Consider the following 13,501-nt stretch of genomic DNA (forward strand, 5'->3'; position numbering starts at 1 on the left):
GATCTTCCTAGGTCAGGTCCAGAGCGGCGGTGTCGACGCGGGCGGCGACCTCGGCCATCCACGTGCGCCGGCCTTCCGGTGGTCCGCCGAACAAGATGTGATGCAACTTCTTGTCGGCATCGTCGGGATGAAGCCGAATGACGGTGCGCCGCTGCGGGTCCAGCACGGTGTTCCAGAAGTCGTCGGCATCCATCTCACCGAGACCCTTGTTGCGCTGCACCTCGACCTTGCGCTTGGACCTGGCCTTCAACTCGGCCACCGCGGCATCGCGTTCGGACTCGTCCTGGCAGTAGATCCGCTCGTTGCCGTCCTTGACGACGAACAGCGGAGGCAGCGTCACGTAGACCATCCCGGCCTCGACAAGCGGGCGGTAGAAGTCCAGGAACATCGAGATGAGGCTGGAGTTGATGTTGCCGCCGTCGGGGTCGGCGTCGGAGGCGAACAGGATGCGGTCGTACCGGCACAGCTCGGGATCGCAGTTGTCGCGCAGTCCGCAGCCCAGTATCCGTTCGATCGAGTCGAACTCGTCTTTGACCCGCGCCTTACTGATCGCAAATCCATAGACGTTGGGCGGCTTGCCTTTCAGCGGGAAGGCCGCCTGGAAGGTGGCATCGCGGGCCGCCTTGATGGTGCCCAACGCCGAGTCACCCTCGCACAGGAACAGTTCGGCTCCGGACCCGCGGCCGGTCTCCCGGCTGGGCAGCAGCTTGGGTGGCAGGGAGAGATTGGTGCCCAGCCCCTTGGCCTTCGATGCCGCGCGGGACCGGGCCTTGGCGCCCTCGGCGCTGCGCCGTGCCCGGGCCGACTCCAGCGCGAGCTTGGTCCACAGCGAGACGGCATCACCGTTGGCGGGGTTGGCCGCCCAGATGGTCACGCTGCGGGCCACATCGGGGGCCATCGCCACGTTGAGCGACCGCGAGGACACCGCCGTCTTGGCCTGGGAGTCCCATGCCACGTCGGGTGCGCGGGTGTCCACGGCCAGGGCGGTCACCGCGACGAAATCCTGTGGCTCCGGCCCGTCCTCGCCCTTGGCCAGGCCCAGATCGCGGATCCGCGATGCCCGGTCGGCCAACGCCTCGGACAGCCCCTTCATGGCGGCCGTCAGATGCGAGCCGCCACCGGGGGTGCGCACGGTGTTGCAGAACGCCGCGACGGTGGCGGGCTCGGCCGGGCCCGCGGTCAGCGACCACCGGAACGGTGTCGGTCCACGGCCGGTGGTGTATTCGCCGCGGCCCTCCACCACGGCCCGCACCGCAGGTGACGGGGTGCCCGCGGCGGTGCACATGAGGTCCAGCAGGGTGTCGCTGCCCCACGGGCCGTCGAACGGTTCGAGCAGTGCCGCCGGGATCTCCTCGCCGGGCCACCCCTCGTCGACCACGGCCAGGTGCACGCCGGGGGACATCCGCGCCGCGGCGTGGGCGCGTAGCAGCACCTCGCCGACATCGATGCTGGAGTCCGGGACGACGGCCTTGTCGAAAAGGATGCGCACCTCGGTGCCGTGCGCATCGGGTTTGCGGTTGCCGACACCGCGCAGCTTCTGGGTGTCGGCCCTGGTGAAGGGCGCGTCGGGGTCGAAATCTTTGCCCTCGAAGGTGCCGGGATAGCCAGCGCCGAAACTCTGCAGATAGGTCTTGCCGGCGCGGCGCACCGTCACATCGGTGCGGGCGGAGATGAACACCGCGGCCGCGGCGCCGATCCCGTTGAGCCCGGCACCGGTGCTGGTGGCGTCGGTGTGGGCGGAGAACTTGCCGCCGGCGCGGGCGGTGCCCAAGGTCTTGACGATGCCGTTCTTACCGGTCACCGGATCGGAGTCGACGGGAAGGCCGCGGCCGTCGTCGGCGACGGTGACCGAACCGTCTGCGTGCAGGGTGATGGTGACGGTCGATCCGCCGTGGCTGGGGTCGGCGACCTCTTCGATCGCATTGTCGACCAGTTCGCGCAGGGCGGTGTTGAGCACGTCGAGGCCCAGGTTGACCGCCGGCCGCAGACGGGTGTGCTGGACATCATCGAGTTCGGTGATGTCTGCGGCGTTGTAACTCACTGCTCGTTCTCTCCATCGGGGCCGGGGTGCCGGGGAAATCGTAGTCCGCCGATCCGACATCTCCGTGCATCCGAGCGGGGTGAACGCCGGCACCGGCCGGCAAAGGTCGTGCGTGGTCAGCCAGTGTGAGACCGCGCACAGCCGATCAGGCGCTCGCCGCGTCGGTGGCACAGTGACCCATGCCCGGTTTCCCCGCTGTGTGTGCGGGAACCCGATGAACATGGCAGCTATTCGATGGAGGCTCCGATGAGCACGCCGACCGCGTCGATTGCGCCCGTCCTGCTCTACGACGGTGTGTGCGGGGTCTGCAACAGCGCTGTGCGGACCATCCTGCGGTTCGATCGCCGCGGAACACTGCGGTTCGCCGCGCTGGACAGCGATTTCGCGCGCGACATCATCGTTCGGCACCCGCACCTGGCCGACCTGGACACCGTTGTCCTCGTGCGTGACCCGGGAACGGACCGGGAAGCGGTGAGCACCCAGTCATCGGCGCTGCTGCAGGTGGCCGAGTATCTCGGTGGCTTCTGGAAGCTGGCGCTGGCGGCGCGGGTCATCCCGCCCTCCGTCAGGGACCGGTTGTATGCCGCATTCGCCAAGGTCCGGTACCACGTGGGCGGACAGTACGACACCTGCCCCGTCCCGTCGCCCGAGGTGCGCAGTCGTTTCGTCGACGCCACCTACGGATGAACCGAGCGGGCCGCGAGTCGCTCGGCCCGCTTGCCGCCGCGCGGCCAGAAGTAACTGCCCGGCTTGCGCGCCTCCTTGGCCAGGAAGCTCAGCGTCCCGGCACACACCGACTCCTTGATGGTGGCGGCCAACCGTCCCCCGATGTGCAATCCGATCGCGGTGTCGTCGAAGCGGGACAGCTGGATGGTGCCCGCGTGCCTGCCCAGGCTGATGCACTGACCCACCGACGCCGGATTGAGCACACGGGGTTGTCTGCCCTCGATGCGCGCCAGCACCGTGTCGGCGGCCTGCGCAGCCAGCGGCATGGCGAGCTGGCAGCTCATCCGCAACGGCAGCGCCGACGGGGCGGCCGCATCCCCGGCGGCCACGATCGACGGATGGCTCACGCAGGTTAGTGTCTCGTCGGTCACCAGGCGACCCATCGCGTCGGTGGCCAAGCCACTGGCGGCGGCCAGGGTCGGGACGCCGAACCCGGCCGTCCACACCGTCACCTCGGCGGGTACCTCGCGGCCGTCGGCGAGCGTCACGTGATCGGCGGCGACGGCGGTGACCGTGGCGTTCTCCACGACGTCGACGCCGAGTTGGTGCAACCGCCCGGCCACCGAACGACGGCCACCCTTGGCCAGCGACGGTCCGAGCGCATCGGTGACGAGGGTGACCACGCGACCGTTCTCGGCGAATTCGGCGGCCGCCTCGATACCGGTGAGTCCACCGCCCACGACCACGATCGGTGCCGACGGCACCAGCGCAGCCATCCGGGTTGCCAGCCGGCGAGCAGCCTCCAATTCACCTAGTGGATAGGCGAATTCGGCTGCCCCTGGTACCGAGGCGGGCACCCCTGCGGTGCTGCCGACCGCGTAGATCAGCTGGTCGTAGGCCAGCGCCGATCCGGACGCCAGCACCACCTTGCGGGCATCGGCATCGATCCGTTCGGCGGAGTCCACGATCAGGCGAACCCGGGATGCCAACACCGTCGAGTAGTCCGCCACGGCATCGTCGTTGCCGGCGACCAGCTGGTGCAGTCGGATGCGTTCGACGAATTCGGGACGGGGATTGACCAGCGTCACCTCGACATCGGCCCGCTGGAGCACTCTGTTGGCGGCCAGCACACCGGCGTATCCGCCGCCGATGACAACGATCTGGGTGGTGGGCATCGCGCATCCCTTTCCTCGATGAGATACCTCGACAGTGACATCCGCAGCGGTGCACACGGACCACGGAAAACCCGTAGTCCGTGTTTCCCTTCGCCGGTTCGAGGGCACCTGAGGTCTCACCATGACCAGTCATCCAACATTTGGCGTCGAGGAGGAGTTCCTCCTGATAGATCCGCGCTCGGGGGCACCGCTGCCGGTCAACCGAGAGGTCGCCGAGCACGCCGAGCGCCGCGGTGTCGACCTACAACTCGAACTGACCAGCTGCCAGGTCGAGACCGCCACCGAGGTCTGTGACAGTCCCGCGCAGTTGTCGGCACAGTTGCGCAGGCTGAGACGGGTGGCTGCCGATGCGGCCGACGTCGCCGGGGCCCGGCTGCTGGCCGTGGGTTTGCCGCCGACACTGCCCGAACACTTCCCGGTCACCGATACGCCGCGATACCGGCAGATCGCCTCCCGGTTCGGGATGATCGCCCGGGAGCAGGGCATCAGCGGTTGCCATGTGCACGTGGCGGTTCCGGATCGTGACGCCGCGATCCGGGTGAGCAACAGGTTGCGTCCCTGGCTGCCGTTGCTGCTGGGCCTGACAGCCAATTCGGCCATCTATCGCAACGCCGACAGTGGGCATGCGAGTTGGCGTCACATCCTGTGGTCACGTTGGCCCAGCGCCGGACCGACCCCGTACTTCGCATCGGCCGATGACTACGACGGTGCGGTGCAGATGATGGTGGAATCGGGCGCGATGCTCGATGACGGGATGGTCTATTGGGATGTCAGGCCATCGGCGAATTTCCCCACCGTCGAGGTGCGGGTGGCCGACGTGCCGGCGACGGTCGCCGAGACGGTGTTGCTCGCCGCGTTGATCCGAGCCGCCGTGATGACCGCCCTCGACGAGAACGAACGCGGAAAACCTCTGGCGCAGTGGGACACTCACGCGCTGAACGCCGCGTACTGGCGGTCCGCGCACGACGGGCTGGCCGGCGAGGCGGTCGATCTCGCCGGACACGGGTGCGCCCCCGCGATCGACCTGCTCAGGTCGTTCGTCGATCACATCACGCCTGCCCTGCGCACCGTCGGCGACCACGGGTTCGTGGTCGAGGAGCTCGAACGCGTCTACCGCGACGGCAACGGTGCCATGCGCCAGCAGGCCGCGTGGCGCCGGCGCGGGCAGGTCGCCGATGTGCTCGATGAGGCGGCCGTGGCGACCGTCGAGGGTTGTTAGGTGCCGAACAGTCGTGCGGCCAGTGCGACCAGTGGCGCGTGCAGTGACCGGACGTCACCGGAGTCGCTGTCGGCCAATTCGTGGGTCGCCAGCGACGCGATCGCCGCGACGAGCGCCCGGCAGGCGAACCGACCCTGCTCGTCGTCGATCCCGAACACCTCCTGGACGCTGTCGACCGTCCGCTGCTGCAACTGCATCCGCGCGTGCAGGGCCTCCGGGCCTGCCGCGTAGACCTCGACGAGGTAGACGCGCGCCATGGCCGGGTCGCGGGCCAGGGTGTCCAGATAATTGGTCAGGACAGCGCTGAACACGTCCAGGGCGGTCGCTTTCTCCGGCAGCGTGCCTGCGGCGAGGCTGACCCGGTCGTGTATGCGCGCGTAGGCATCGAGGAAGCAGGCCTGCTTGCTGTCGTAGTGCTCGTAGAAGGTCTGTTTGGAGACCCGGGCCCGCTCGGAGATATCGGTGACGGTGGTGCCCGCAAAACCCTTGTCCTGCAACACCTCACCGAGTGCGGCGATCATCCGCCGGCGCTGGTCGGCGGCGACTTCCTCGCGCGTGAGGCGGTGCCGTCCCGGCGGCAACTTGGCAGCCACTGTGCATCCCCCCGCACTCCGCATGTCTCAATTGTGTACGTAATCGTTTATGATGCTACGTGCAGCAGTCGGCGTCGAGGGGTCGTCGACTCTGCCTCAACCGTTACCGACAGGTCGTGGTCCACCGATGGCGAACCGTGTCCGGCTCTGCCGCGTGATGGGCGCCGTCGGCATCGTGTCCGCCGTGGTGGGCGCCATTGTGGCAGTGCCCGCCTGTGCGCACCCCGATCACCCGCGGTCGGCCGACATGCCCTCCTCGGTCCCATCTGCCCCCGGTTCGCCTGCGCCCACCGTGCCACCTGCACCCGTCGTGCCCGCCGCCTTCGCCGCACTGGGCGGAGCGGTCGAGGAGGCGATCGCCGAGCACCGACTGCCGGGCGCGGTGGTTCAGGTGGGACACGGCGGTGCCGTGGTCTTCCGCAGCACCTTCGGCGTCCGCAAGCTGGCCGGCGAACCGGGACTGGACGGGGCACCGGGTCCTGCGGAGCCGATGACCATCGACACTCTTTTCGATCTGGCCTCCCTGACGAAGAGCCTGGCCACCGCGACGGCCGTGATGCAATTGCACGAGCGGGGCATGGTGGACCTCGACGAACCGGTGCAGACCTATCTCCCCGGGTTCAACCCGGCCGGTGATCCGCGTCGCGCGTTGGTCACCGTGCGGATGCTGCTCAACCACTCCTCGGGTATCGCGGGAGACCTGAGCCTGGATGGTCCCTGGGGGCTGGAGAAGCCGGACAAGGCCGAGGGCCTCCGCCGCGCTCAGGGCGCGTGGGTGGTGGGTGAACCGGGACTGGGCTTCCACTACTCGGATATCGGTTTCATCCTGCTCGGCGCGATCGTGGAGACGTTGACCGGTCGCGATATCGACGAACAGGCCGCTGCTGCGGTGTTCGCACCGCTGGGCATGGCCGATACCCGCTATCTGCCTCTTGCTAAAGCCTGTGGGCCGCGCGGTGTCAGAGGCGGTGCGGTGGTGCCGGAACCGGACGCTCCGCGGACCGTCCGGTGTGCGCCGGGGGCCTGGTCGACCGACCTGCTTGGGCGTATCGCACCGACCTCGCACGATGGGGACAGCCCGGGGCGCAATCCCGATTTCGGCCATCTGCTGCGCGGTACCGTCCACGACCCGACCGCTCGCCGGATGGGCGGTGCGACGGGCAGTGCAGGAGTTTTCACCACCGCGACCGATGTCGGCCGGTTCGCCCAAGCCCTGCTCGACCGGCTGGCCGGCCGTCCCAGTCCGTTCCCGCTGACACGGGCGTCGGCGGAACTCATGACGCGTGGCCAGGAGCTGCCCGACGGAAATGTGCGCGCCCTCGGCTGGGATGTCGACACCGCGCATTCTGCACCGCGCGGGTCGCTGCTGCCCGTCGGCGGTTTCGGCCACACCGGCTTCACGGGTACCTCACTGTGGATCGATCCCGCGTCGGACACCTACATCGTCGTTCTGGCCAACGCCATCCACCAGCCGGGCGGCCCACCCATCGGCTCGCTGGCCGGCCGGGTCGCCACCGAGGCGGCACGTGTCCTGCATCTCTATGGCTGAGGGCGGGAATCAAACCGACGGGGGGTGCTGTTGAAGCGGATATCGGAACAGCAGTCACAAGAAAGAGGCGAGACCGATGAAGAAGATCGGATTGGCGGGCATGATCGCCGGGGCATTCACCGCAGCAGTCGTCGGGCTGGCCGGTCCCGCACAGGCGCAAGCGCCCATCGACATGGTGCCGCAGACCGACGGGATCTACTACCCGGACAACAACGACTATTACCCGTGGTTCAACCAGTTGTACCCCACGGTGAAGGTGCCTCAGGTCGACACCTCCGTCCGGCACTGATACTTCAACACAGCACATACAGTGAGGGCGCCCGCATTGCGGGCGCCCTCACTGTATGTGGCGACCAGCGCCGAATCTGCCCGGCTACCAGAGAAATCAGAGCGATCGGGCAGCGCGGCGGAGAGGCCCGGTCTGCACAGAAGCGTGCTGTTCCGGCGGTTCAGAGTATTCCGATACCTCCGCTCCAGGGCCACATTCCGAACTGGGTCTCACCCAGCTCGCCCGGGGAACTGGTGAGCTGAGCGTCACCGGGGCTCTGGCATACCGTCGACGAGCCGGAGACTATGTTGCCGGCGTTGGTGCAGGATGGTGTCTCGGGCTCGTCTGCTGCAGCCAATGGTGCGGCCAAGACGGGTCCACAGATGCCGGTCGCGGTGAGCAGAGCGGCGATGGCCAAGCGGGCGTTCATATCTCGTAACCTTTCCTCGGTGCAGCGATCATAAGTAGCGATAGCGACCGCCGCGGCACCTAGTGAAATCAGCCAGCGTGTGCGAAGGAATCCTGCAGTCATCTGCCAGGTTTGAGATTGACCACCGTGGCCTACAGTAGCGCTGAGAAGTCGTCAATTGTGATAGGAGGCAACAATGTTGAATGCCACGCGCCGTCTTGTGATCGGAGCCTTGGGTGCTGCGGCCATTGCTGGTGTGGCGGCAGCCCCGCCGGCAATCGCCGAGCCTCCGCGGGCGCCCGACCACTGCACCGCGGCGGACCTCGCCGGCATAGCGGCCGGGGTGTCTGCTTCGACTTCGGCCTACCTGTTCACCCATCAACAGGCCAACGAGTTCTTCACCAGTCTGCATCCGTTGCCCGATAATCAGAAGCAGGCAAAGGTCGATGCCTTCTTCGCAGCGAACCCGCAGATGGCTGCTGAGCTCAAAGGGATACGTAAACCACTGCAGGAAGCCAAGATTCGATGCGGAGATACCAACGGCGACGGTGTCGTGGACATCCTCTAGCCGACGAACCGGCCAGGCTGACGTGCACTGTCGGAATGCGGCACGGCTTCAGCGCGGCTTCGGGTCCTCGACGGCTTCGGGTTCGGGGTCGAGATCTGGATCGACCGTCGCCGGAACGGGGCCACCGCCAACCTGATCGGCAAGCTCCAGTCCGGCGCCGGCGTAGACGTTGAAGGCGATCTCGACACCCTGTTCCTTGGCCCACGCCACCTCGTCGTCGTAGCGGGCCACCGCGGCGACGGTGCCGCTGAAACCCGATTCGCGCAGACAGTCCAGTGCGGTGACGTTGGCGCCATGCCGGGGCATCGCCAGGATGGCGATGCGGGCCGATTCGGAATGCCGTAGCCGGTGCCAGAAATCCAGATCGGTGGCATCACCCTCGACGACCCGCAGCCCGTCCTCGGCGAGCCGCTGGATGCGGCGTCCGTCGTAATCCACGCCGACGACCCGCAAACCGTAGTGATCGGTGAGGCGTTGATACGCCGCGAACCCGACGCGGCCCATACCGATCACGACGACCTCGGCGTCGCCGGCATCGACAGGCCGTTCCTCGGGCTGCAGTTTCTGTTCGTCCTGGGCGGGCAGCCGGGCGGCGATCTTCTCCACCATCAGGTGTCCGCGACCGTTCACCAAGGCCGAGACCACGAAGCTCAATGCCACCGCGATGGACATCTCGACCAGCCAGGCGGGCGCCAGCATGCCTGCCGAGACGCCGACCGAGACCACGATGAGGCCGAACTCGGAGTAGTTCATCAGGCTCAGCCCTGCCAGCAGCGAGGTGCGGTGCCGCAGCCGCATCAGTGACAGCAGGACGACGTACCACCCGGCCTTGAACGGCAGCAGCAGCACCATGAGCACCGCGACGCCGATGGTCGGGAGATCGGGCAGTCCGGTCAACCCGATCGACACGAAGAAGCCGACCAACAGAAGTTCCTTGATGTGGAACAGCGAACGGGCCAGCTCCGAGGATGCCGAATGCGATGCCAGCAGGACTCCGATGATCAACGCGCCGAGGTCACCCTTGAGGCCGACGGCCGAGAACAGCGCGTAACCGGGGACGAAAGCCATCACGATGCCGAACAGCGACTGCATCTCGCCGTGTCCGAGCCTGGTCCAGACCTTGCGCAGCACGCGGGTCAGGGGCCACAGACCGACCAGTGCCAGAGCCCATGGGCTGGGCAGGTGGCCACTGGTCGCGGTCAGGAACACCACCGCGACGATGTCCTGCATGACCAGGATTCCGATCGCGACGCGGCCGTACAGCGCGTGCGATTCGCCCCGCTCCTCCAGCACCTTCACCACGAAGACGGTGCTGGAGAAGGACAGCGCGAAGGCCAGCAGCGCAATGGTCTGCACACTCTGCCCGGTCAGCATGGACATCCCGGCGACCGCCGCCAGCCACAGTGCGGCACCGCCGAACACGACGCTGATGAGCATGTGCACCGATGTCGTCAGCCACACCTCGCGCCGGAGCAGGATCCGCACGTCGAGTTTGAGTCCGATGGCGAACAGCAGCAGGGTGACGCCCAGGTCAGCCAGGATTTCCAACTGCGGGATGTGCTCGACATCCAGGGCATTGATGACGAAGCCGGCTGCCAGGAATCCGACCAGTGGGGGGAGTCGGACCGCCATGGCGAGTCCGCCGAGCCCGAACGTCACGACGAGGTAGATGGCAACGGTCGTCATGGGCGGCTCGGGTCCTCCGGAAGGCTCGTCGGGTGTGGCGAGCCCTCAGTATCGCGGCAACGGCCGCAGATCTCTCACCGGTTACGGTGCCGAACCGAGGTGGGCGAACACCGTGGCGACGGATTCGGCCATGGTGCGCGCCTCACCCGCCGCCCACCGGCGCCATGCGAGATCGAGGCAGGCCAGGGCCGCGACGATGACCGGTCGGGCGGCCTCGGGCGTGTCGATGCGGGCGGCCAGCACCGGGGTGAGGGCGTCTTCGTAGGCGAAGCGGCGCTGAGCCATCCGGGTGCGCAGTGACACGATGGAGTTGATCATCCGCACCCGCGAGCGCTCCAGCTCAGAGTGCTCGTCGATGTGGGTCAATGCGTCGACGAAGGCGCGCTGCATCAACTGCCATGGCGTTTCGTCGGTCCGCGGTGGGAGATCCTGCAGGACCGCGACGTAGTCGATCGAGGACGCCTCGATGGCCGCGAGGACGGCATCCTCCTTGGACCCGAAATAGCGGAAGAACGTGGCCCGGGAGATGCCGACCTCACCGGCGGCCTCTTCGACCGTCACCGCATCGAACCCCCGCCGGGCGAACAACTCGCTCATCGCCTGCGCAATCTCGGTGCGCAGGGCTAGACGTGCGCGCTCCCGTACTCCGGCGGCCATGGGGCAAGACTAACGCAACTGATCCGGAATATCAGAAGAGAAACCGCAGCTTTAATTTGATACTCAGTCTCACGCGACGGTAGCGTGACTCGGGCCAGGCGAGGGAGGATGTTGATGACAGTCGATACCCGGGCAGCGGTGAGTACCCCGCCCGAGCCGCCGGCGGCCGATGTGTGCAGCGGTCGGGTTGTCGGGGCGCTGGCCTTCGCCGGGATGACGGCGGCCTTCACCCAGACCATCCTCATCCCGATCCAGGGTGAGCTCCCGCAGCTGCTCGACGCATCCAGCGGCCAGACCGCGTGGGTCATCACCATCACCCTGTTGGTCGCCGCCATCTGCACGCCGATCTCCGGGAAGCTCGGCGATATGTACGGCAAGCGCCGCATCGCGCTGAGCCTGCTCGGTGTCCTCATGCTCGGTTCCGTCGTCGCAGCGCTGTCCTCGACAGTGGTCCCGCTGATCGTCGGAAGGGGACTCCAGGGTGTCGGCATGGGAGTCATCCCGCTCGGTATCGCCATCCTGCGCGATACCCTCACCGCCGACCGGCTCGGCTCGGGCATCGCCCTGGTCAGCGCCACACTCGGTGTCGGCGGCGCGCTCGGGCTGCCGATCAGTGCTTTCGTCACCGAGCATTTCGACTGGCATGTGCTGTTCTGGCTCGCCGCCGGTCTGGGCGCGATCGCCTCCACCCTGATGTGGACCCTGGTGCCCGCGAGCGGAATTCGGGCAGGCGGCCGGGTCGACGGCGTCGGCATTCTCGGGTTGGCGATCGGGTTGTCCGGTGTGCTGCTGGCCATTTCGCAAGGAAACCAATGGGGATGGACATCTGCGCTGACCATGGGGTGCATGGTCGGCGGCCTGATCGTCCTGCTGATCTGGGGATGGCTGGAGCTGCGGGTCCGGGAACCGTTGGTGGATCTGCGGGTCAGTGCCCGCGCCCCGGTCCTGCTGACAAATCTGGCCTCGATCGCCATGGGCTTTGCCTTGTTCTCCTCTCAGATCGCCTTTCCCCAACTCCTCGAGCTGCCGGTCGAAGCGGGCGGATTGGGAATGCCGCTGCTGCAGGCGAGCCTGTACCTGATGCCGGCAGGTCTGGCGATGCTGGCGATGTCCCCTATCTCCGGTCGACTGATCGCGCTGTGGGGACCCAAGCCGCTGCTGATCGCCGGTGCGGCGATCATGGGCTCCGGTTATGTGGTGGCGGTGCTCGCCGAACTGCATGCCGCGCACATCCTCGTCATCAACATCCTCATCGGCATAGGAATCGGCCTCGGTTATGCCGCGATGCCGACGCTGATCATGCGTGCGGTCCCGGCATCGGAAACCGGTGCGGCCAACGGGTTGAACACGTTGATGCGCTCGCTCGGAACGGCCACTGCCGCGGCGGTGATCGCCGCGGTGCTCACCCGCTCGGCGGTGGCGGTGCAGGGTGTGCCGGTTCCGAGCGCCGCGGGATTCCACGCGGCCTTCCTATTCGGCCTCGGTGCCGCAGTGCTGTGCACGGTGATCGCGGTGTTCATTCCGCGGTCCCGGCCGGTCACCGATGAATGAACCTTGTTGTACACAGCCCCGGTTCCTGCCGATTAGCTGTAGGCTTTCGTCCATCCGATGAAAGGACCCTTGTGATCACGTCACGTTTGACCGTCGTTGCACTGCTCGCCGGCGCAGGTGCTGTCGGCGCAATCATGGCCGCACCGCTGGCCGCAGCCGAGGAGAGCCCCAGCTGCTCGCAGGCAGGCAGCATCGTGTCCGGATCCAGCACCGTGTGCCAGACCCCTGGCAACGCTCAGATCACCAGCTCGCCGGGCCAGCTCGGCGAGACCCAGTGGGGCATGTGGCCCTGGGGCTACGGCGGCTATGGGGGCATCGGGATTCTCTGACCTCAGTTTTCGGCGAGCGCCGGCATCCGCGTCATGCGGGTGCCGGCGCTCGCCTTTTCGTTGGGTGGACCTCGACCGAAACGCCGAAACCCGAATGGCGCGTAGGGCGCTCATCCGGGTTTCGGCGTTCGGTGCCCCCGTCGGGCGGTGTGCTATGACGGGATCGGCTGCAGCTCAGAGAATATCGACGTCCCCGTCGCCGTCGACGTCGCCGCAACGAAGGCGGACGTCCTGCAACGGCTTGCGGATGTTCTTCAGCTCCGCGCCGATCTGCGGGTTGGCATTGAAGTAGTCGTTGACCTTCTGCTCGATCTGGTCGTGCGGCAGACCGTGCAGGCTGGTGAAGAATTCGTTCACCTGAGGACGGGTGAACAGATAGGCCGACGTCGCCGCCGACACACCGGATTGCACGCCCGCCAGGTCGGCCGCCGTGCAGTTCGGCGGCGGGACGGGCTCGGCGAATGCCGACGGGGCGGCACCGAGCAGGGCCGCGCCGGTGACCGCGCCGGCTCCTAAGATTCCGACTACCGCACGACGGGCATTGAGCAACATTGATCGGCTCCTTTATAGATCCGTGGTCGGGACGTGACGACGCGCCAGTGTGGTGCTGACCTTCACAGCTAATCAGATTTTCGGTGCAGTTTCTCGACTTGGGCTCACTCCGGTCACCTTCGTCGGGCTGGACGGCGACGAGGGACGGGTCGGTAGGAGCGCCTGCCAAGGCCGCGGTTTGCGACGAATTTGACGTATGTGACTATTTGCTGACAGACGGCTTCCTGTCGGATTGCTG

At 67.1% G+C, this 13,501-nt stretch carries 14 protein-coding genes; 7 read left to right on the forward strand and 7 right to left on the reverse strand.

The window, feature by feature from the left end:
• Positions 1-7: 7 nt before the first annotated feature.
• Positions 8-2,041: a toprim domain-containing protein gene (locus PGN27_RS14795; protein ID WP_335326782.1), complete on the reverse strand. Its 2,034-nt coding sequence runs from the start codon at positions 2,039-2,041 to the stop codon at positions 8-10.
• A 246-nt stretch (positions 2,042-2,287) separates the two neighbouring features.
• Here PGN27_RS14795 and PGN27_RS14800 point away from each other — a divergent pair, with 246 nt between their 5' ends.
• On the forward strand, positions 2,288-2,728 hold the full coding sequence (locus tag PGN27_RS14800; RefSeq protein WP_335326783.1) for a thiol-disulfide oxidoreductase DCC family protein: 441 nt from the start codon (positions 2,288-2,290) through the stop codon (positions 2,726-2,728).
• Here the strand turns inward: PGN27_RS14800 and PGN27_RS14805 are convergent.
• The gene (locus PGN27_RS14805) at positions 2,719-3,882 is read right to left on the reverse strand and encodes an NAD(P)/FAD-dependent oxidoreductase (protein ID WP_335326785.1); all 1,164 of its coding nucleotides are present in this window, start codon (positions 3,880-3,882) and stop codon (positions 2,719-2,721) included. The two genes, PGN27_RS14800 and PGN27_RS14805, sit on opposite strands and share 10 nt — an antisense overlap.
• A gap of 121 nt (positions 3,883-4,003) precedes the next feature.
• Between PGN27_RS14805 and PGN27_RS14810 the strand changes: the two genes are divergently transcribed.
• Entirely contained in the window at positions 4,004-5,101 is a 1,098-nt protein-coding gene (locus PGN27_RS14810) for a glutamate--cysteine ligase (protein ID WP_335326786.1), read from the forward strand.
• On the opposite strand, the gene PGN27_RS14815 is transcribed toward PGN27_RS14810, so the two are convergent.
• Positions 5,098-5,694, reverse strand: a complete 597-nt coding sequence (locus tag PGN27_RS14815) for a TetR/AcrR family transcriptional regulator (protein ID WP_335326787.1) — start codon at positions 5,692-5,694, stop codon at positions 5,098-5,100. The two genes, PGN27_RS14810 and PGN27_RS14815, sit on opposite strands and share 4 nt — an antisense overlap.
• A gap of 127 nt (positions 5,695-5,821) precedes the next feature.
• On the opposite strand from PGN27_RS14815, the gene PGN27_RS14820 reads away from it, so the two are divergent.
• Positions 5,822-7,243, forward strand: a complete 1,422-nt coding sequence (locus PGN27_RS14820) for a serine hydrolase domain-containing protein (protein WP_335326788.1) — start codon at positions 5,822-5,824, stop codon at positions 7,241-7,243.
• A gap of 76 nt (positions 7,244-7,319) precedes the next feature.
• A complete protein-coding gene (locus PGN27_RS14825) occupies positions 7,320-7,532 on the forward strand; it encodes a hypothetical protein (protein WP_335326789.1) in 213 nt (70 codons plus the stop codon).
• Between the two features lie 160 nt (positions 7,533-7,692).
• Here PGN27_RS14825 and PGN27_RS14830 read toward each other — a convergent pair whose 3' ends face one another.
• A complete protein-coding gene (locus PGN27_RS14830; RefSeq protein WP_335326790.1) occupies positions 7,693-7,941 on the reverse strand; it encodes a hypothetical protein in 249 nt (82 codons plus the stop codon).
• Between the two features lie 175 nt (positions 7,942-8,116).
• Here PGN27_RS14830 and PGN27_RS14835 point away from each other — a divergent pair, with 175 nt between their 5' ends.
• Positions 8,117-8,488, forward strand: coding sequence for a heme-binding protein (locus PGN27_RS14835; protein ID WP_335326791.1), 372 nt, complete (start codon positions 8,117-8,119; stop codon positions 8,486-8,488).
• Between the two features lie 48 nt (positions 8,489-8,536).
• Here the strand turns inward: PGN27_RS14835 and PGN27_RS14840 are convergent, their stop codons facing one another.
• Both PGN27_RS14840 and PGN27_RS14845 read right to left on the reverse strand, forming a co-directional pair.
• A complete protein-coding gene (locus PGN27_RS14840; protein ID WP_335326792.1) occupies positions 8,537-10,174 on the reverse strand; it encodes a cation:proton antiporter domain-containing protein in 1,638 nt (545 codons plus the stop codon).
• 81 nt (positions 10,175-10,255) lie between these two features.
• The gene (locus PGN27_RS14845; RefSeq protein ID WP_335326793.1) at positions 10,256-10,831 is read right to left on the reverse strand and encodes a TetR family transcriptional regulator; all 576 of its coding nucleotides are present in this window, start codon (positions 10,829-10,831) and stop codon (positions 10,256-10,258) included.
• Between the two features lie 114 nt (positions 10,832-10,945).
• On the opposite strand from PGN27_RS14845, the gene PGN27_RS14850 reads away from it, so the two are divergent.
• Entirely contained in the window at positions 10,946-12,382 is a 1,437-nt protein-coding gene (locus PGN27_RS14850) for an MFS transporter (RefSeq protein WP_335326794.1), read from the forward strand.
• 71 nt (positions 12,383-12,453) lie between these two features.
• Positions 12,454-12,711: a hypothetical protein gene (locus PGN27_RS14855; protein WP_335326795.1), complete on the forward strand. Its 258-nt coding sequence runs from the start codon at positions 12,454-12,456 to the stop codon at positions 12,709-12,711.
• 174 nt (positions 12,712-12,885) lie between these two features.
• On the opposite strand, the gene PGN27_RS14860 is transcribed toward PGN27_RS14855, so the two are convergent.
• Entirely contained in the window at positions 12,886-13,263 is a 378-nt protein-coding gene (locus tag PGN27_RS14860; protein ID WP_335326796.1) for a heme-binding protein, read from the reverse strand.
• Between the last annotated feature and the right edge of the window lie 238 nt (positions 13,264-13,501).

Origin of the sequence: Mycolicibacterium neoaurum (assembly GCF_036946495.1) — a bacterium.
GTDB classification, from domain to species: Bacteria; Actinomycetota; Actinomycetes; order Mycobacteriales; family Mycobacteriaceae; genus Mycobacterium; species Mycobacterium neoaurum_B.